The sequence below is a fragment of the Methylobacterium sp. J-077 genome, assembly GCF_022829365.1.
Lineage (GTDB): Bacteria > Pseudomonadota > Alphaproteobacteria > Rhizobiales > Beijerinckiaceae > Methylobacterium.
In genome coordinates, this window is record NZ_JAKSYJ010000218.1 from 15,200 (window position 1) to 33,734 (window position 18,535).

The 18,535-nt window shown below is 68.9% G+C and carries 14 protein-coding genes and 1 pseudogene; 6 read left to right on the forward strand and 9 right to left on the reverse strand.

Annotated elements, in window-relative coordinates; all coding sequences use genetic code 11:
* Positions 1–181 precede the first annotated feature (181 nt).
* Both parC and recO read right to left on the reverse strand, forming a co-directional pair.
* A complete protein-coding gene (gene parC / locus MKL11_RS27205; RefSeq protein WP_243949140.1) occupies positions 182–2,428 on the reverse strand; it encodes a DNA topoisomerase IV subunit A in 2,247 nt (748 codons plus the stop codon).
* A gap of 254 nt (positions 2,429–2,682) precedes the next feature.
* Positions 2,683–3,402 (reverse strand): DNA repair protein RecO, encoded by a 720-nt coding sequence (gene recO / locus MKL11_RS27210; protein WP_243949142.1) that lies wholly within the window; start codon positions 3,400–3,402, stop codon positions 2,683–2,685.
* A 141-nt stretch (positions 3,403–3,543) separates the two neighbouring features.
* On the opposite strand from recO, the gene MKL11_RS27215 reads away from it, so the two are divergent.
* Positions 3,544–3,942, forward strand: a complete 399-nt coding sequence (locus MKL11_RS27215) for a hypothetical protein (protein WP_243949144.1) — start codon at positions 3,544–3,546, stop codon at positions 3,940–3,942.
* Between the two features lie 19 nt (positions 3,943–3,961).
* A complete protein-coding gene (locus tag MKL11_RS27220; RefSeq protein WP_243949146.1) occupies positions 3,962–4,657 on the forward strand; it encodes a gamma-glutamylcyclotransferase in 696 nt (231 codons plus the stop codon).
* A 3-nt stretch (positions 4,658–4,660) separates the two neighbouring features.
* On the opposite strand, the gene MKL11_RS27225 is transcribed toward MKL11_RS27220, so the two are convergent.
* Positions 4,661–4,804 (reverse strand): hypothetical protein, encoded by a 144-nt coding sequence (locus MKL11_RS27225; RefSeq protein ID WP_243949148.1) that lies wholly within the window; start codon positions 4,802–4,804, stop codon positions 4,661–4,663.
* 175 nt (positions 4,805–4,979) lie between these two features.
* On the opposite strand from MKL11_RS27225, the gene MKL11_RS27230 reads away from it, so the two are divergent.
* The gene (locus MKL11_RS27230; RefSeq protein ID WP_243949150.1) at positions 4,980–5,609 is read left to right on the forward strand and encodes a hypothetical protein; all 630 of its coding nucleotides are present in this window, start codon (positions 4,980–4,982) and stop codon (positions 5,607–5,609) included.
* A 48-nt stretch (positions 5,610–5,657) separates the two neighbouring features.
* Here the strand turns inward: MKL11_RS27230 and MKL11_RS27235 are convergent, their stop codons facing one another.
* On the reverse strand, positions 5,658–6,572 hold the full coding sequence (locus MKL11_RS27235; protein WP_243949152.1) for a manganese catalase family protein: 915 nt from the start codon (positions 6,570–6,572) through the stop codon (positions 5,658–5,660).
* Between the two features lie 203 nt (positions 6,573–6,775).
* Positions 6,776–7,687, reverse strand: a complete 912-nt coding sequence (locus MKL11_RS27240; protein WP_243949154.1) for a LysR family transcriptional regulator — start codon at positions 7,685–7,687, stop codon at positions 6,776–6,778.
* 101 nt (positions 7,688–7,788) lie between these two features.
* On the opposite strand from MKL11_RS27240, the pseudogene MKL11_RS27245 reads away from it, so the two are divergent.
* Positions 7,789–8,455, forward strand: a pseudogene (locus tag MKL11_RS27245) (L,D-transpeptidase).
* On the opposite strand, the gene dnaE reads toward MKL11_RS27245, so the two are convergent.
* A complete protein-coding gene (gene dnaE, locus MKL11_RS27250; RefSeq protein WP_243949156.1) occupies positions 8,452–11,967 on the reverse strand; it encodes a DNA polymerase III subunit alpha in 3,516 nt (1,171 codons plus the stop codon). The pseudogene MKL11_RS27245 and the gene dnaE sit on opposite strands and share 4 nt — an antisense overlap.
* A 515-nt stretch (positions 11,968–12,482) precedes the next feature.
* Here dnaE and MKL11_RS27255 point away from each other — a divergent pair.
* Complete coding sequence (locus MKL11_RS27255) at positions 12,483–13,823, forward strand: glycosyltransferase (RefSeq protein WP_409565926.1); 1,341 nt, start codon at positions 12,483–12,485, stop codon at positions 13,821–13,823.
* 12 nt (positions 13,824–13,835) lie between these two features.
* Here the strand turns inward: MKL11_RS27255 and MKL11_RS27260 are convergent, their stop codons facing one another.
* The 3 genes from MKL11_RS27260 to proS all read right to left on the reverse strand — a co-directional run bounded on the left by MKL11_RS27260 (position 13,836) and on the right by proS (position 17,443).
* Complete coding sequence (locus MKL11_RS27260) at positions 13,836–14,549, reverse strand: ABC transporter ATP-binding protein (protein ID WP_243949167.1); 714 nt, start codon at positions 14,547–14,549, stop codon at positions 13,836–13,838.
* Between the two features lie 13 nt (positions 14,550–14,562).
* Entirely contained in the window at positions 14,563–15,861 is a 1,299-nt protein-coding gene (locus MKL11_RS27265; protein WP_243949174.1) for a lipoprotein-releasing ABC transporter permease subunit, read from the reverse strand.
* Positions 15,862–16,117: 256 nt separating this feature from the next.
* A complete protein-coding gene (gene proS / locus MKL11_RS27270; protein WP_243949176.1) occupies positions 16,118–17,443 on the reverse strand; it encodes a proline--tRNA ligase in 1,326 nt (441 codons plus the stop codon).
* 665 nt (positions 17,444–18,108) lie between these two features.
* Between proS and MKL11_RS27275 the strand changes: the two genes are divergently transcribed.
* Positions 18,109–18,309, forward strand: coding sequence for a hypothetical protein (locus MKL11_RS27275; RefSeq protein WP_243949178.1), 201 nt, complete (start codon positions 18,109–18,111; stop codon positions 18,307–18,309).
* Positions 18,310–18,535 lie beyond the last annotated feature (226 nt).

Consider the following 18,535-nt stretch of genomic DNA (forward strand, 5'->3'; position numbering starts at 1 on the left):
AGTCGCATCCCTCACCCTGTCCCTCTCCCGCACGGGAGAGGGGACCCGCGCCTCCAGCGCCCACGGTCTGAAACGGTTACAGTCGAAACCTAGGTAGGCCGTAACCCTTGCTGGGAGGGAGAAAACGCAACATCCCAGTCACTTGCTGCCGAATGCGATGTGTGAGGCCGGTAGGCGCCCCTCACCGCCCGAACCGCTCGAATTTCGGGAAGCTGCGCGCCATCATCAGGCCGACCTCGCCGCGGTGGCCGAGCCACTTCTCCAGCACCGAGGCGTTGGCCAGCCGCCCCTCCGACGATCCGTCCTGCCAGGGCAGTCCGTCGGCGAGGCGGAAGACATGGGCGTCGGTGAGTCCGCCGCTGCGGCAGCGCTGGAGCCGGACGCCCTTGCCGCGGGCGAGTTCGGCCACCTCCGAGATCGGAAAGATCAGCAGCAGTTTTTCCGTGTTCACCACCGCCACGTGGTCCCCGTCGGCGGGGACGAGCACGACCGCCGTGGCGTCGCCGTCCAGGCCGAGCACGCCCTTGCCCTTGCGGGTGTTGGCCACCAGCGCGTCGGAGGGTGCCACGAAGCCGCGCCCGTCCGAGCCGGCGATCAGCAGCTTGGTCTCCGGCCTGTAGGACAGCGCCGCCACCACCTCGGTGCCGTCGTCGAGATCGACCATCAGCCGCACCGGATCGCCGAAGCCGCGTCCGCCCGGCAGCTTCGACGCCTCGATGGTGAACACCTTGCCGTTCGAGGCCAGCAGCAGGATCTTCTGGGTGGTCTCGCTTGGGAAGGCAATCTTCAGCCCGTCGTCGCCCTTGAAGGCCACGCCCGAGAGGTCGGCGACATGGCCCTTGAGCGCCCGGATCCAGCCTTTGGTCGAGACGATCACGGTGATCGGCTCGCGCTCGACCAGTGCGGCGGTGAAGTCGATGCCGCCGACATCCGGCGGGCTCGCCAGCGTCGTCCGGCGCTTGCCGAGCTTGGTCTCGGGCCCGAACGTCTTCTTCACGGCGCGGATCTGCGCCTGGATCGTCTTCCACTGCGCCGGCTCGGAGGCGAGCAGCGCGTCGAGTTCCGCCTTCTCGGCGGTGAGCGTGTCCAGCTCGCGCTTCAGCTCCATTTCCTCCAGCTTGCGCAAGGAGCGCAAGCGAGTGTCGAGGATCGCGTTGGCCTGGACCTCGGTCAGCTCGAACCGGGCCATCAGGGCCGGCTTCGGCTCGTCCTCCTCGCGGATGATGCGGATCACCTCGTCGAGGTCGAGATAGACGATCAGCAGGCCGCCCAGGATCTCGAGCCGGCGGTCGATCTGGCCGAGGCGGTAGCGCGAGCGGCGCTGCAGCACCACCCGGCGATGGTCGACCCATTCCCGCAGGCACTCGGTGAGCCCGATCACCTTCGGCACGAGGCCGCCAACCAGGACGTTGAGGTTGAGCGGGATGCGGGCTTCGAGTTCCGTGAGCCGGAACAGCGATTCCATCAGGATCACGGGATCGACCGTCCGCGAGCGCGGCTCCAGCACGACGCGCACGTCCTCGGCCGATTCGTCGCGCACGTCGGCGAGCAGCGGCAGCTTCTTCTCCTGGAGAAGCTCGGCCATCTTCTCGATCAGCCGGCCCTTCGGGATCCCGTACGGGATCTCGGTGACGATGATGTTCCAGGTGCCGCGGCCGAGATCCTCCTTGTGCCAGCGGGCCCGGACCCGGAAGGCGCCCCGGCCGGTCCGGTAGGCCTCGGTGATCGACTCGGCCGAATCGACCAGGATGCCGCCGGTTGGGAAATCCGGCCCCTGCACGAAGCTGTTGAGCTGGGCCGAGGTCGCGCCCGGGTGGTTGATCAGGTAGAGCGCCGCGTCGCAGAGCTCGGCGGCGTTGTGCGGCGGGATCGAGGTCGCCATGCCGACCGCGATGCCCTGGCTGCCGTTGGCGAGCAGGTTCGGGAAGGCGGCCGGCAGCACCACCGGCTCCTCCTTCTCGCCGTTGTAGGAGGGGCGGAAATCGACCGTGTCCTCGTCGATCCCGTCGAGCAGCAGCCGGGCGACCTCGGTGAGGCGGGCCTCGGTGTAGCGGTAGGCGGCCGGCCCATCGCCGTCGATGTTGCCGAAGTTGCCCTGGCCGTCGACCAGCGGATAGCGCTGCGCGAAGTCCTGGGAGAGCCGCACCAGGGCGTCGTAGATCGCCTGGTCGCCGTGCGGGTGGAAATCGCCCATCACGTCGCCGACGATCTTGGCGCATTTCTTGTGCGCGGTGGTCGGGTCGAGGCGCAGCAGCCGCATCCCGTACAGGATGCGCCGGTGCACGGGCTTCAGCCCGTCACGGGCATCCGGCAGCGCCCGGTGCATGATCGTGGACAGCGCATAGGCGAGGTAGCGCTCCTCCAGCGCGGATTTCAGCTCGACGCTCTCGATCCCGTCGCCGGACGGCGGCTCGAAGGGCTGGCCCATGACGGCTCCTGTCTCAGGGCGGGGCCGCCGACCGGCAGCACCGTCTCAACGCGCGATCCGTCATTCCGGGGCGCCGGAGGCGAACCCAGAATCCAGGGCCGCCGACCCTGTTGGGGTCGACGGACGCGTCCACCCGTTCGACGGTGCGGATCTGGATTCCGGGTTCCGCTGCGCGGCCCCGGAATGACGGGGTTGGTCTCAACCGAGGCTCGGATAGCTCCCGGCTCGGTCATGTCCGGAACATAGCGCGAACATTACTCGGCCTCGCGACCGAGCGCAACGAATCGCGCGCGCTCCTCCGGCGCGGCGAGGCCGCGCGGACCCCAGACGTGCCGGTCGAGGAAGTACCCCGTCAAGGTAAACCCTTGCGCAACGCCGTCCGGCCCCGGCGATCCGCCCGCGTGCAGGAAGGTGGGGAGGGCGAGCAGCCGATCGCGAAACGGCTCCCCCGCCGAGGCGCTGACCGCCCGGCCGCTCTTGGGCGACACGTAGGCGAGGGCGTCGTTGCCCCCGGTGGCCGCGCAGGCGGTGAGATCGAGGCCGAAGCCGAGTTCCGACAGGATCTCCAGCTCGAACCGCACCATCAGCGGCGGCGCCACGGCCGGGTCGTCGAGATGCGCGACGAGGATGCCCGCCGCTTCGTAGAGCGCCGGATGCGGATCGCGCTCAGGCAGGAGCCGCAGCAAAGCCGCCATATGGCCGAGCCCGTAGAGGGCGATGCCCGAGCCGATCATCCGCGACAGCTGCGATTCGAGCGGCTCCACCGTGTAGGCGCCGAGCCCCTCGTCGAGCCGCGCCCGCCAAGTCAGCCGGACCCGGTTGCCGGGCTGGAGCACCGGCTGCATCCGGCGCGAGCGCCCGCCATGCACGAGGCCGAGATGGCGCCCGTGCGCCTCGGTCATCGCTTCCAGGATGACGCCGCTCTCCCCGTGCCGGCGCAGGCCCAGTACCAGCGCGTCGTCGGTCCATTGCATCGGGGTCCCATCACCGGCGCAGGGGCGCGGATCGCGCCACCGGCGATCCAGCTCGAACCCCTCATATAGGGCTTCGGGGCCGCACTGCCGTCTTTGCGCGCCCGGTAGGGGCGGTAGCTTGGCCGGGAAGGAATCACCCGCATGCGCCGCGTTGCTCCGGTCCTCGTTCTGGCCCTGACCATCACCGGCGCGCCGGCCGCTCCCGGAAAGGCGAAGCCCGCCGCCGAGGACGCGCCCTCCCCGGCCCTCAGGCAGCGGATCGCGGCGCTCGCCTTGAAGCAGGTCGATTTCGGATCTATCTCGCTGCTGCCGGTGCGGTTCGCAGGCAGCCGGCTCGCCGGACCGATCGAGGATGGCGGCCGGACGCTCTACTGCGTGTCGAGCCGGATGAGCGGCCGGACCTTCGGCAAGCCAGAGCGGCCCAAGGTGGTGATGCGCTACGCGGCCGACCGGCTGGAGGTGATCGACGACGACGAGGTCTGCACCGGCCATCGCAGCCAGCCGTTCCCGGAACTGGACGCCCTGGGCAACGCCCGGTGAGGCTGCCGCGTTGAGCAGCATGCCCTCGCTGCCAGCGCGCCGTCTCGATCTCAGCCTCGACCTGATCGCCCGCGCCCATTCCATACCGGTCCCGGACGACCCGAGCGCCCTCGACGTGCTGAGCGACGCGGAATTGCGCCCCGGCCTCGACGCGATCACCGCGGGCCGAGAGGGGCACGACATCTGGATCTTCGCCTACGGCTCCCTGATGTGGCGGCCGGAATTTTCGGTGGCGGAGGGCCGGGTCGGCACCGTGCGGGGCTTCCACCGCCGGTTCTGCCTGCTCCAGCGCCGGTTCCGCGGCACGCCGGAACGGCCGGGCTTCGTCCTGGCGCTCGATCGCGGCGGCCTGTGCAAGGGCGTGGCGTTCCGCCTGCCCGGGATGGAGCTTCGCGAGGCGCTGATGCCGGTCTGGCGGCGCGAGATGCGCGGCAGGGGCTACGTCGCCCGCTGGCTGCCGGTGGCGACCGAGGCCGGCACCGTCTCGGCGCTCACCTTCCTGGCCAACCGCGCCAGCGAACGCTACGCTGGTCGCCTCTCGGATGCCGAGATCGCGGACAAGATCGCGGCCGCCTGCGGGCATGCCGGCCCGAGCGCCGAGTACCTGTTCCGGACCGTCGAGGCCTGCGAGCGGCTCGGCATCCGCGACCGGCACCTCTGGAACCTCCAGGCGCTTGTGGCCGCCCGGCTCAGGGCCTGCGCGCCGGGCGCGTGAGGCTCACGCCCAGGGGCGCTTCATGGCGATCACCACGCGGCCGCCCGCCTGCTCCGTATCCGGGTTGCGCGGCTCGCGGATGCCCGGCGCACGCCCGGTGGTGACGTAGACGACGAGGGTGAGGGCGAGGAGGATCTTGATGCGCATCGCGACGCTCAGGGTTGAGCGAGCGTGCATAGGATCGATCGGTTTTTACGGAGTTGCCACCAAGCTCACAGGTTGTGGTTGTGGGCCGTTTCGTCGAGCGTGGTGAACGAAAGGTTGCAGTCGCGCCGCGATCGTCTATGCCGCCGGCCCGGGTTTCCCACAGGCGGAGGACAGGATGCGGCTCCGGATCGGCGTAGCCCTGGCGATTCTGGTGGTTGCGGTCGCCGTGCTCGCGGCCGGGCCCTGGCCCCACGGCTTCCGGCTGTCGGATATCCTGACCGGGGGAACCCCCGTCCTACCAGACGGGTCGCGGCCGGCAGCCGGATCCGCGGAACTCGCCGGCGACGCCACCCTCGGCGCAGGCCAGCACCCGGCGACCTTGCGGCTCGCTTGCAATCCGGCAGGGTCCGGCCTGTCGGCAATGCTGACGGTGGCGCGCTTCGCAGAACTGGCGGAAAGTTTCGATGTCGCCGGCCTACAGGGCGCCGGACATGCGGCGCCGCTCACCAGTATCCTGGTCTCGAACGCTGCCGGTGTCCGATCCGTGCGGATGGCGGCCCAGGGTGCGGAAGCTCACGATCCCGACAAGAGCGTCAGCCTGATGGTAGCCGGTGCTCGCCGGGGCGAGGATCCGTTGCGCGGCATCGCGATTGCGCTTGCCCAGGCCGGGACTCGGCTCACTTGGACACAGGCGAGCCCGCGCGCCGGGGATCAAACCCTGACGGCGAGCTTTTCGGTCTCGGACGGTGATGCGGCGGCGTTGAAAACGGCCCTCGGAAGCTGCCTCGCAACGCCGCCGCTGTAGAAATCATCTCGTTCGGCGCCGGCCAGGGCGACGCCGCACTCGATGACCTCAGCGGCCCTTCTTGTAGAGCTTGCTGGCGATCTCGAAGATCTCCTCCGGCGCGTAATCCGGCGCGAAGGCGCCGTAATTGCCGTCGAGTTCCGGGATCTTGCCACCCTCGGGATAGCCGTCGACCACTTCGAGGTTGCCCGGCGGGTCGCCCGGGAGCGCCACCTCGTCGTTCGACCAGACGCCGGCGGCTTCCTGATAATCCGCCTCGCTGAACGTGTAGAGGCGGCGGTGCTTGCCCTCGTCGAGGTATTTTTGGCATTCGGGCACGCGCGACAGGTCGATATTCGGGGTTGGCAGCATCTTCTCGATCTCGACGCCGGTCAGCTTCTTCAACGCCAGCGCGTAGGCGTGTGCGTGCAGGGAGCCGCGCACCAGCAGGTAGGCGCAGACTTCCCGGCCGGTCGGCTCGATCATGGTCTCGTAGACCCGGAGCTTGTGGATGCGCGCGCCGCATTCCAGATGGAAATTGTGCAGGAGGTCGATGATCAGGTTACCGGTCGTCGTGACCATGTCCATGTTCCAGGACGCGGCGTTGGAGTTCATCGGCATGGCGCCACCGCCGTTCGACAGGAAGCTGCCGGCGAGGCGGACATCCTGCATCTCGGCAAAGGGAGCCTTGGAGATGTCGACATCCTTCTTCGGATTGCCCGGGCCATTGTTCAGCATGGCGATGCCGGTCGAGACCAGCTCGACGTGGCCGATCTCCTCGGCGAAGATGCTCGATACGAGGCTGTAGAACGGCCGAAGCTTGGTCTTGTTTCGGAAATTGAAGCTCTGGAACATGTAGTTCCCGAGAGTCGACATCTCACCGTACTTGCCACCGAGCAGTTCCTGCAGGGCGGCGGCTGCGTTGGGCTCGGGCTTTTTCGGCTCCGGCAGCTCCGTCAGCAGACGGTCGATCTTCATGAACATGCGGGCAGCTCCGTTTGCGCGAGGTGCGCATGGGACCTACGGGTGAGGCACCCACATGTTCCTGCCTGCGACCGTGCTTCTTCATATGTTCGGCAAAAGACATTTTTAGTTTTAAAGCGCAGCCGGGCGGAAAAATCTTGCGAAAAACAAATCTATGATACGACGAAGCCCTTCGTGTTGCTTCGTTTCGGCAGTCACGCGCGTCACGCGTTCGAATGGATTCCCTCCACGGCACGGATCCGCGGCACGGCGAAATCGGTGAAGGCGCGCACCGCCGGGCGCATGTGGCGGACGGACAGGTAGACCAGATAGGCCTCGGTCGAGCGCACCTCGTAATCCGGGAGCACGCGCACGAGCCGGCCCGCTGCCAGGTCGTCGGCGACCAGCAGGTGCTGCACCGGCCCCATCACGCGGCCCCCCAGCAGGGTCGCGATCAAGACCTCGGCGCTGTTGGTGCGGAGCACCGGCCGGACCGGGACGGTCACGGTCTCGCGGCCCCGGTGCAGGATCAGGGCGCTGCGGACATCGACCGCAGCCCGGGTCGCCACGAGATCGCTCGTTGCGAGCTGCTCGGGCGTCCCGATTCCGCCGGCCCGCGCCAGGTAGGCGGGCGCGGCGACCAGGATGCGCCGCACCCATCCGAGCCGCCGGATCATGAGGTCCTGCCCCTCCGGGCGGCCGTAGCGGAGCGCGAGGTCGTAATCCTCGTGTACGAGGTCGATCACCCGGTCCTCCAGCACCAGATCGACCGTCACCCGCGGGTGCTCCGCCTGGAATGCCGCCACGATCGGGTGCAGGTGCTTCGCGCCGATGCAGGAGGGTGCGTGCAGGCGCAGCCGGCCCTCGACCGAGCTACCCTCGGCCCGGGCATCTTCGAGCGCCGCGTCGATCGCGGCGAGCGCCGGTTGGCTCGCTTCATAGAGCCGCTGACCCTGCGGGGTCGGCCGCACCAGCCGGGTGGAGCGCTCCAGCAGGCGGGCGCCGACATGGGCCTCCAGGTTACGCAGGTGCTTGCTCACCGCCGGCTGCGAGACGCCGAGATCCCGTGCCGCCGCGCTCAACGAGCTGCGCTCGACGGTGCGGAGGAAGGCGCGCAGGGCAAGGGCGAGGTCCATGGATGCCATCCGGTTATGGGGCCGATCACTCCATAGCCGCTGGACGGGGCGACAGCGTGGCAGTTTTCTTAGACCGCACCCTTCCGCGAGATCAGCCACCCATGACTCTGACCCGCCGGACCCTGCTCGCAGGCACGCCCCTCCTGCTCGCCGGTTGCGTCACCCGCGAAACGGCACCGGTGGCGGATCTGCGGCCGCCGGTCGATCCCTCTTATGTCGCGATGTACGCCGCCCTCCCCGGCGAGCCGTTCCCGGTGCCGGCCGTGGACCTGACGGGGATCGATCCGCGCTTCCTCCGCCAAGAAGTCAGTTACGCCACGGCCGAACCGCCCGGCACGATCGTGGTCGATCCGGGCGCACGCTTCGCCTACCTCGTGCGCGAGAAGGGCCGGGCGATCCGCTACGGCGTGGGCGTCGGTCGGGAGGAGGCGTTCAACTTCCAGGGCCCCGCCACCATCGCCCGCAAGGCCGAATGGCCGCGCTGGACGCCGACCCCCGCGATGATCAAGCGCGAGCCCGCGCGCTACGGACCGGTCGCCGGCGGCCTGCCGGGCGGCGCCGGCAACCCGCTCGGGCCGCGGGCGCTCTACCTCTACCGGGACGGCCGGGACACGCTCTACCGGCTGCACGGCACCGCAGACCATCGGCACGATGGTGTCCTCGGGCTGCGTGCGCTTCCTGAACCAGGACATCATCGACCTCTACGGCCGCGTGCCGGTGGGCACGCGGGCCGTGGTGCTGCCGGCAGGTGGTTCGGCGGCGAGCTAGCTCACCTCCACCTGCACCACCCCCGGCACGGTTCGGAGCTGTCCTGCGAGCTGAGGGGAGGCCTGGAACTTTCCCGGGAGCCGGATCTCGACCTCACGGCCGCCGCCGTCGAGCTTGAGGATCAGCGAGACCTCGCTCTCCCCTCGCATCGACAGCCGCTGCTGCACCGGCGCGACCCCGCGCGGGTCGCTGAGATGGATGCGGATGCCCTTCTGGTGCCGGGCGACCGCGTGGTCGAGGGGCTCCGCGGTCAGGATCCGGGCGCGCACGTCCTCGCCCTCAAGGTTCGCCTGAAGCTGGAGCACCAGGGGCCGGCCCGGTTCGAGGATGTCCCGGTACTGGCCGAGCCCTTCGGAGAAGATGATCGCCTCGAAATGCGCGGTCCGGTCCGAGAGGGTGACGATGCCCATCTTGTTGCCGGTCTTGGTGCGCCGCTCCGCCCGGTCGAGCACCGAGGCGGCGACCCGGCCGACGCTGCTGGTCCCGGCCCGGACCGAGCGGCAGAAATCCGTCCAGCTCTGCACCCGCAGCTTGTCCAGGAGGTCGCCGTACTCGTCGAGCGGGTGGCCCGAGACGAAGAAGCCGATCGCCGTATATTCGCGCTTGAGGGTGTCGGCCATCGGCCAGACCTCGTGCGGCGGGATCCGCAGCGGCACCCCAGTCGCTGCTACTCCTCCTAACAAATCTGTGTAGCCGTCCTCGGCGCTGGCGCATTCCTGCGCTAGCGTCATCATCGGTTGTACGGCCGCGAAGGCCCGGGCGCGGTCGGGCTCGATGCAGTCGAGAGCGCCGGCTTGGACCAGGCTTTCCAGGGTCCGTTTGTTGATCATCCGCGGGTTGAGCCGGCGGGCCAGGCAGTCGAGGTCCTTGAACGGCCGGTCGCCCCGCGCCTCGACCAGCGCCCGCACTGCCTCGCGCCCGACGCCCTTGATGGCGGCGAGCGCGTAGAAGATCTTGCCGTCGCGCACCTCGAAGACCTCGCCGGAGGTGTTGATCGAGGGCGGCTCGACCGTGATCTTCAATCGCTGCGCGTCCTGCCGGAATTCCGCGAGCTTGTCGGTGTTGTCGATATCGAGCGTCATGGCGGCGGCCAGGAACTCGACGGGAAAATTCGCCTTGAGGTAGCCGGTCTGGTAGGTCAGCAGGGCGTAGGCCGCTGCGTGGCTCTTGTTGAAGCCGTAATCGGCGAACTTGGCCAGCAGTTCGAAGATTTCGTTGGCCTTGGCCTTGGTCAGCCCGCGCTCGGTGCAGCCCTTGAGGAACCGGTCGCGCTGCGCATCCATCTCGGCGCGGATCTTCTTGCCCATGGCGCGCCGGAGCATGTCGGCCTCGCCGAGCGAGTAGCCGGCCAGGACCTTGGCGATCTCCATCACCTGTTCCTGGTAGACGATGATGCCGAACGTCTCCTTCAGCATCGGCTCCAGCTTCGGATCCGGATACCACGACGCCTCGTTGCCGGCGTCGCGGCCGAGCTTGCGCTCGCAATAGACCGGGATGTTGGCCATCGGGCCCGGCCGGTAGAGGGCGACCAGGGCGATGATGTCCTCGAACCGGTCGGCCTGCATCTCGCAGAGCGCCTTGCGCATGCCGGCGGATTCCACCTGGAACACCCCGACCGTCTCGCCCCGGCCCATCGGCCTGTAGGTCTCCGGGTCGTCCAGAGGCAAAGAAGCGAGGTCGATCTCGATGCCGCGCTGCTGCAGCAAATCCGTGCAGCACCGCAGCATCGTCAGGGTCTTGAGTCCCAAAAAGTCGAACTTCACGAGGCCGGCCTGCTCGACCCACTTCATGTTGAACTGTGTCACCCGCATCCCGGTCTTCGGGTCTCGGTAGAGCGGCACCAGCTCCTCGAGGGGCCGGTCGCCGATCACCACGCCGGCGGCGTGGGTCGAGGCGTGGCGGTGCAGGCCCTCGAGCTTCTTGGCGATGTCGATGAGCCGGGCGACGATCGGCTCCTCCTCCATGGCCTGCTGGAGCTTGGGCTCGCCCTCGATCGCCTGGGCCAGCGTCACCGGGTTGGCAGGGTTCTGCGGCACGAGCTTGGTCAGCTTGTCGACCTGCCCGTAGGGCATCTCCAGTACGCGGCCGACGTCGCGCAGCACGCCGCGGGCGAGCAGCGTACCGAAGGTGATGATCTGCCCGACCTGCCGCTCGCCGTAGCGCTGCTGGACGTAGCGGATCACCCGCTCGCGACCCTCGACGCAGAAATCGATGTCGAAATCCGGCATCGAGACGCGCTCGGGGTTGAGGAAGCGCTCGAACAGCAGGCCGAAGCGCAGCGGGTCGAGGTCGGTGATCAGCAGCGACCACGCCACCAGCGAGCCGGCACCCGAGCCGCGGCCCGGCCCCACCGGGATATCATGGTCCTTGGCCCACTTGATGAAGTCGGAGACGATCAGGAAGTAGCCCGGGAACTTCATCGACACGATAACGTCGAGCTCGAAGGCGAGGCGCTTACGGTAATCGTCTTCGGAGAAGCCCGGCGCGGTGCCGTGCTGCTTCAGCCGCAGCTCCAGACCGGCCTCGGCCTGGCGGCGCAGCTCGGTCGGCTCGTCGGCGGTCACGGCCTGCACGGGGGCGTCGGCCGCCTCCGCCAGCGCCTTGGCCATCGACGGGGTCTCGCCCGCCGCCACCGAGCCGAAATTCGGCAGGATCGGCTTGCGGGTCCGCGCCCGCACGGCGCAGCGCATGGCGATCTCGACGGTGGCCTGGAGCGCGTCCGGCAGGTCGTGGAACAGCTCGGCCATCTCGGCCCGGGTCTTGAAGGCGTGGCGCGGGGTGACCCGGCGGCGGCGCTCGTCCGAGACCAGCCGCCCGTCCGCGATGGCCAAGAGCGCGTCATGCGCGTCGTAATCGTCGGGCTTGGCGAAGAACGGCTCGTTGGTCGCCGCGATCCCGAGGCCGTGGCGGCCGGCGAGGTCGAGGAGCGCCGTCTCGATCCGCCCCTCCTCGGGCGTACCGTGGCGCTGGATCTCGACGTAGAGCCGGTCCTCGCCGAAGGCCGCCTTGAGCTGCTTCAGGCGGCTGAGCGCCAGCTCGGGCCGCCCGGCCCGGAACGCGGCGTCCAGGGGCCCGGACTGACCGCCGGTGAGCGCGATCAGCCCGGCCCCGGCCTCGGCCAGGGCGGCGGCCTCGACCCGGGGCGCTTCGCCGAGCGCGGTGTCGAAATAGGCGCGGCTCGCAAGCCGCAGCAGGTTGGCGTAGCCGGTCTCGTCCTGGGCGAGCAGTACGACGCCATGGCTTGTGGGTGCCGTCCGCTGGTGCGGATCGGCGGCCTCGAACGCCACCGAGAGCTGCACGCCGGCGATCGGCTGGATGCCCTCCCCGGCCGCCTTCTCGGAAAACTCCAGCGCGCCGAACAGGTTGTTGGTGTCGGTGAGCGCCAGGGCCGGCTGCCGGTTGGCGACCGCGGCCTTGACCAGGGAGCCGACCTTCAGCGCGCCTTCCAAGAGGGAATAGGACGAATGGACGTGGAGGTGGACGAATCCGACTTCTTTTAGGATTTTTGGCATGACGGGCTCGTTGACGGCCTGCCAACATCGCGTGTTGCGCTTAACGGGGCTGTACCCGCACTGCATCATCAAGGCTGCTATCCACTACCCTCTCGCCGATCGGTCCATAATTCGCGCACCCTCCGCGGGGCCGATCGCCTGTGCATAAGCCGTTTCGGGCGGGAACCGGGCGCCGAAACGCAAACCCCGGCTAACGGACCGGTGCCAACGCTATCGCCCAGGCGCCGACCGCCGCGAACAGCATCCCGAACGCCATGAACTCGACCATTCCGGTCAGGACCAACCGCTTCAGCATCGTCGTGCCTCTCGTGTTCGTCCTCTATTATGTTCATGTTTTGTTCTAAATAAAGAGGCCCGAGCCGGACGAGACCTGCAGCTTCAAATCATGGTAAACAAATAGTGGCTTGATACAGATCAGGCGGGCTGGCATGTCCCGCGGCTTATGGGGGACGTTCATTATTTGACCGGTGGGGTCAAAGGAGCAGGCTATTCCCGCGCACAACATTGGGGGGCGGATCGAGGTCGCTCTCGTGGCCATCGGGACACATGGCGACGTGCTGCCGTTCATCGCGCTGGGCCACACGCTTCTGGCCCGCGGTCACGGCGTTACGCTGGCTGCGCCGGCCCCGTTCGAGGCGATGGCACGCCGCGCCGGCCTCGCCTTCCAGCCCCTCGGTTCGGCGGCCGATTACGAGGCCGTGATCGGGCAGCCCGAGCTCTGGCATCCGCGCTGGGGCTTCCGCCCGATGTTCGACTTCGCCATGCGGGTTGCCGAGACGACCTGTCTGTGGCTCGGCGCGACGCGCGCGCGGGGGGTCGAGCAGATCGTGGTCGCCTCGCCGCTGGCCTGGGGTGCGCGGCTCGCGCAGGAACTCTACGACATCCCGGCCGCCACGCTGCACGTGATGCCCTTCCTCATCGAGAGCCGGTCCGATCCGCCCCGGCTGCCGGGGCTGCCGCTGCCGCGGATCCTCCCGGCGGCGTTGCGCGCCTGGCTCAACCAGGGCGCCGACACGGTGGCGGTCGGCCCGTTCACGCTGCCTCCGCTGAACGCGCTGCGTCAGCGCCTGGGCCTCGATCCGGTCACCCGGCTGCGGCACTGGTGGAACAGCCCGACCCGCATGCTGCTGATGTTCCCGGACTGGTACGCCGCGCCGCAGGCGGATTGGCCGGTCCAGGCTGTGCAGCTCGGCTTCCCGCTGGTCGACCGGTTCGGCGACGTGCCGGCGATGCCGCCGGAGCTGGAGGCTTTCCTGGCCGACGGCGCGGCGCCGCTCGTGTTCACCTACGGCTCGGCGATGCGCCAGGGCGCATCTTTCTTCGACACCGCTTTGGCTACCTGCCGCCGGATGGGCCGGCGCGGCGTCCTGCTCGCGCCTCAGGACTGCCAGATCCCGAAGACGCTGCCGCCCGGGATCATCCATCTGCCCTATGCGCCCTTGAGCGCGCTGCTGCCGCGCAGCGCCGCTCTGATCCACCATGGCGGCGTCGGCACGGTGGCGCAGGCCCTGGCGGCCGGCATCCCGCAGCTCGTCGTCCCGGTGGCGTTCGACCATTTCGACGAGGGGCGCCGCCTGAAGGACCGGCGGCTCGGCGCGACCCTGAGCCGCCGCGCCTTCCGGCCGGCGCGGGCCGCCCGCGTCCTCGTCCGGCTGCTGAGCGATCCGGGCGTGGCGCGCGCTTGCGCCCAGGCCAAGGCGCGCATGGCCGAGAGCTCCGACGCGATCATCGCGGCCTGCGATCACGTCGAGGCGTTGGCGATGCCGGAGGCTGCGACGCCAAGGTCCGAGACGGACGCCGCGTCGCACCCCCGCGACGCCGAAGCCGAGACAGCCCCGCGGGAACGGCCGGCTTGAGCCGATCCGATCTCAATCGAGCGGCGTGATCAGCCCGTCGCGGATCGTCACCCGGCGATCCATGCGGGCGGCGAGATCCAGGTTGTGGGTGGCGACCAGGGCTGCGAGGCCCGAGGCCCGCACCAGCGCCATCAGCACCGAGAAGACGTGGCCGGCGGTGCCGGGGTCGAGATTGCCGGTGGGTTCGTCGGCCAGCAGCAGCCGCGGGCCGTTCGCTACCGCCCGGGCGATGGCGACGCGCTGCTGCTCGCCCCCCGACAGCTCGGCCGGGCGATGCGGCAGCCGGTCCTTGAGGCCGAGGAAGCTCAGGAGTTCGGTGGCGCGGGCCTTGGCCTCCGCCCGGCCGAGGCCTCGGATCAGCTGCGGCATCACCACGTTCTCGAGTGCCGAGAATTCCGGCAGCAGATGGTGGAACTGGTAAACGAAGCCCATCTCCTCCCGGCGCAGGCGGGTGCGCTCGACATCCGGCATCGCGGCGGTGGGCCGGCCGCCGATATAGACCTCGCCGCCATCCGGCCGCTCCAGCAGGCCGGCGAGGTGCAGGAGCGTCGACTTGCCGGCGCCCGAGGGCGCCACCAGGGCCACCAGTTCTCCGGGCCAGATCGCGAGATCGGCCCCGCGCAGGATGTCCAGGGCCCCTTCGGCCTGGGGATAGCGCCGCTCGACGCGGGCGAAGAACAGGGCCGGCACCGGCGGGGTGCCGGCGGGCGGGCTTGCATCGCTCATGGGGTGCGGACCGTTAGCCGTAGCGCAGGGCCTGCACCGGATCGAGCCGGGCGGCGCGCCACGAGGGATAGAGCGTCGCCGCGAGCGACAGCAACAGCGAGGTGATCACCACGGCGGTGATCTCCTTCGGGTTCATCTGGGCCGGGATCTCGGCGAGGAACCGCACGGTCGGATCCCAGGCGCCGGGAAACAGCACGTGCTGGATCGGCTTGATGTTGAGGGTGATCAGCACGCCGAGCCCGAGGCCGCTCAGGGTCCCGACCAGCCCGATCAGCGCGCCGTTGATCAAAAAGACCCGCATGATCGTGCCGGGGGTCGCCCCCATGGTGCGCAGGATCGCGATGTCGCTCGACTTGTCGCGAACCAGCAGGATCAGGCCCGAGACGATGTTGAGCGTCGCCACCACGACGATCAGGCTGAGGATCAGGAACATCACGTTGCGCTCGACCTCCAGCGCCCCGAAGAAGGTGCGGTTGCGCTGGCGCCAGTCGGTGAGCAGCACCGGGCGCTCGGCCGCCATCTCCAGGGGCTCGCGCATCTCGCCGACCTGATCGGGCTTGTCGACGTAGATCTCGATCATGCTGACGTCGCTCTCCCGGTTGAAGAACGCCTGCGCCTCGGTAAGCGGCATGAACACGAAGGTCTGGTCGAACTCGGTCATGCCGACCTCGAACACCGCCTTGACCGCGTAGCTCTTGGTCCGGGGCGCCGTGCCGAAGGGTGTGGACGCGCCCTTGGGCGTCACCAGCGTGATGTTGTCCCCGGCCTGCAGCCCGAGGGTATCGGCGAGCCGCCGGCCGATCAGGACGCCGGTGCCGTCGTCGAACCCTTCCAGGGTGCCGCCACGGATCGAGCTGGAGACCGCGGCCAGCGCGTCGAGATCGGCGGCGCGCACGCCGCGCACGATCACGCCGGAGCCGCCGAATTGCGACGAGGCGAAGGCCTGGCCTTCCACGAGCGGCACCGCGGCGCGCACGCCCGCCACCTTCGACAGGCGCTCCGAGAGATCGACCCAATCGTTGAACGGGCGGTCGATCGGCGTGGCGAACAGGTGTCCGTTGATACCGACGATCTTGGAGAGCAGCTCCGCGCGGAACCCGTTCATCACCGAGAGCACGATGATCAGGGTGGCGACGCCGAGCGCGATGCCGAGCACGGAGAAGAACGCGACCACCGACACGCCGCCGCCCCGGCGGCGCGCCCGCAGGTAGCGGCCGGCGATGATCCACTCGAACGGTGCGAACGGGGCCGTCCCCTCGCGCAAGGAGGCCGCGAAGCCTCGCACCCGATCGATCGCCGCTGCGCCCGCCATGGGGAAAGTCCTACGCATCCTGTGCCGAATGGCCGCCGTGCCGATGCATGAACACAAATCCAGGCAGAATTGCCTCCCGCAAATCCACTTTCCGGCCGACAGGAACGTCACGGGATCCCAAGGGGCAAGCCCTTTGGCGGGGTATCGGGGCGGAGCCCCGATGTCTCGGGCTTGGCCCTGCACCCACGAAAAGTCTCGGATCCTTTGAGTCCGGGACCCTTTACGGACGCTGTCCGGACCCCGCCGAGAACGGGTTTTACACCCGGCGGATGCGCGTCAGCAGGTCGACGGTGGCGAGGCTCTCGCGCTCGCCCCCGGCGCGGCGCTTCAGCTCGACCTTGCCCTCAGCCAGGCCCTTCGGCCCGACCACCACCTGCCAGGGCAGGCCGATCAGGTCGGCGGTTGCGAACTTCGCGCCCGGCCGCTCGTCGCGGTCGTCGTAGAGCACGGACAGGCCGGCGGCCTCGAGCTCCGCCTGGATCTGCGCGCAGGCGGCGTCGGTGCCGGCATCGCCGACCTTGAGATTGATCAAGGCTACGTCGAAGGGCGCGACCGAATCCGGCCAGATGATCCCGGCCTCGTCGTGGCTGGCCTCGATGATCGCCGCCACCAGCCGGCTCGGGCCGATGCCGTAGGAACCCATATGGACCGGCCGCTCGATCCCGTCCGGCCCGGCGACCTTGGCGCCCATCGGCTCGGAATACTTGGTGCCGAAATAGAAGATGTGCCCGACCTCGATGCCGCGCGCACTCAGGCGGCTCTCCTCCGGCACCTCCGCGAAGGCCTCCGGCTCGTGGATCTCGTCGGTGGCGGCGTAATGCGAGGTCCAGGCATCGACGATACCCTGGAGGCTCGCCACGTCGTCGAAGTCGACGGTCTCGGGCGGCGGCTCGAAATCGAGATAGGCCCGGTCGCAGAACACCTCGCTCTCGCCGGTCTTGGCCAGGATGATGAACTCGTGGGACAGGTCGCCGCCGATCGGGCCGGTATCGGCGCGCATCGGGATCGCCTTGAGGCCGAGCCCCGCAAAGGTGCGGAGATACGCCACGAACATGCGGTTGTAGGCATGGCGCGCGCCGGCCTGGTCGAAGTCGAACGAGTAGGCGTCCTTCATCAGGAACTCGCGCGAGCGCATCGTGCCGAAGCGCGGCCGCACCTCGTCCCGGAACTTCCACGAGATCTGGTAGAGGTTCTTCGGCAGGTCCTTGTAGGAGCGCACGCTGGCGCGAAAGATCTCGGTGACCATCTCCTCGGCGGTCGGGCCGTAGAGCATCTCCCGGTCGTGCCGATCCTTCAGGCGCAGCATCTCCTTGCCGTAGGCTTCGTAGCGCCCGGATTCCCGCCACAGCTCGGCCGATTGCACGGTCGGCATCAGGATCTCGATGGCGCCGGCGCGATCCTGTTCCCGGCGCACCACCGCGCAGACCCGCTCCAGCACCCGCAGGCCAAGCGGCAGCCACGCGTAGATGCCGGCCGCCTCCTGGCGCACCAAGCCGGCGCGCAGCATCAGGCGGTGGGAGACGATCTCGGCTTCCTTGGGCGTCTCGCGCAAGGTCGGCATGAAGTAGCGGGACAGACGCATGGTTTCGGAGGCTTGTCTTCGGGGGTTTCGGCCTGGATCCGGCCGGGAGGAACCGAGGCGCGCGGGCACACAACACGCCGGGGACGTAAATTACAAGCACTGTCGGTCACGGGGCGGCGTAATCGGGCCGCCCCGCCGAGGGCCATGCCGACCGGCCTGATTGCCCCATTCGGAGTCGATCTGCCCATTTGCCGGCAAGAAAGCGCAGATTTTTCTCGCAGACCCGGTGACAACACGAATTGTTGTTCCTATAAGCGGGTCGTGATGTTTGCGACGCCCGCAAGAGGCGGCGCAGGGTCCGAGTCTCGGGAGGAAAACCGACCGTCACGCAGGCAATGCGTAGGACAAATCAAAGGTCGAGCCACTGCAGCTTGAAAAGCAAGGCCTCGGGCCTTGCTTTTTTTGTTGTTGGACAGCCTCCGCTGCGGCGTTCCCGAGCTTCCCCCCGATCCTTCAACCGGTCCCCGGGTGCTGAATGCGGCGCCCTTCGTCTCTCCCATCCGAGCGGGTCGCAGACCGCGGCAATCGGCACCCTGTGAACAGCGGTGAAAGCGCGGACAAGTCGATGGTTCGTCGACTACTGGACTTTGCCGGCGCAAGTCATTAACCCGCAACGTCTTTTCGCGGCGCATGGTGGGGCATGGACCTTACCGGGTGAGCCCGCCATGCACTTCCAGATCCGCCAGGCCGAGCATCTCTGGTCCTGGGTCCTGCTCAACGAAGCCGACGAGATGGTCGCCGAGTCGCATCGGACGTTTCCATCGGCCGCGCAGGCCTCAGCGGCCGCCCTCGCCTTCGCCCACCTAGTGTCCCGGGCCGGCAAGTCGCTGACGGTGCGCTCGTCCTCCTCCGGCAGGCTGCTGTAGAGCCCGATCCATTCCCGTCTCCTTCGAGCCTCTCCGGATCAGGTCCAGCGCCGCGAGCCCGGCTGTCCGCGACCCATTCCCGGACACGCGTCAACGTCCCCACCCGCCAATGGCGCCGGGGGCATGGCCCAAGAGATCCAACCACGAGGGACGCGGGACGCCGCGGGGACCCTGGTGTCGGCCAACTACGCGCGGGGTCCGATCCCCGCGGCGACCCGCGGCATCG

Excerpts from the sequence above, each read along its gene's own strand:
- proS (WP_243949176.1), bottom strand. The coding sequence starts at position 17,443 with ATGCGTCTGTCCCGCTACTTCATGCCGACCTTGCGCGAGACGCCCAAG.
- MKL11_RS27240 (WP_243949154.1), bottom strand. The coding sequence starts at position 7,687 with ATGGACCTCGCCCTTGCCCTGCGCGCCTTCCTCCGCACCGTCGAGCGC.
- MKL11_RS27230 (WP_243949150.1), top strand. The coding sequence starts at position 4,980 with ATGCGGCTCCGGATCGGCGTAGCCCTGGCGATTCTGGTGGTTGCGGTC.
- MKL11_RS27275 (WP_243949178.1), top strand. The coding sequence starts at position 18,109 with ATGCACTTCCAGATCCGCCAGGCCGAGCATCTCTGGTCCTGGGTCCTG.
- MKL11_RS27225 (WP_243949148.1), bottom strand. The coding sequence starts at position 4,804 with ATGCGCATCAAGATCCTCCTCGCCCTCACCCTCGTCGTCTACGTCACC.
- parC (WP_243949140.1), bottom strand. The coding sequence starts at position 2,428 with ATGGGCCAGCCCTTCGAGCCGCCGTCCGGCGACGGGATCGAGAGCGTC.
- MKL11_RS27260 (WP_243949167.1), bottom strand. The coding sequence starts at position 14,549 with ATGAGCGATGCAAGCCCGCCCGCCGGCACCCCGCCGGTGCCGGCCCTG.
- MKL11_RS27265 (WP_243949174.1), bottom strand. The coding sequence starts at position 15,861 with ATGGCGGGCGCAGCGGCGATCGATCGGGTGCGAGGCTTCGCGGCCTCC.
- dnaE (WP_243949156.1), bottom strand. The coding sequence starts at position 11,967 with ATGCCAAAAATCCTAAAAGAAGTCGGATTCGTCCACCTCCACGTCCAT.
- recO (WP_243949142.1), bottom strand. The coding sequence starts at position 3,402 with ATGCAATGGACCGACGACGCGCTGGTACTGGGCCTGCGCCGGCACGGG.
- MKL11_RS27220 (WP_243949146.1), top strand. The coding sequence starts at position 3,962 with ATGCCCTCGCTGCCAGCGCGCCGTCTCGATCTCAGCCTCGACCTGATC.
- MKL11_RS27235 (WP_243949152.1), bottom strand. The coding sequence starts at position 6,572 with ATGTTCATGAAGATCGACCGTCTGCTGACGGAGCTGCCGGAGCCGAAA.
- MKL11_RS27215 (WP_243949144.1), top strand. The coding sequence starts at position 3,544 with ATGCGCCGCGTTGCTCCGGTCCTCGTTCTGGCCCTGACCATCACCGGC.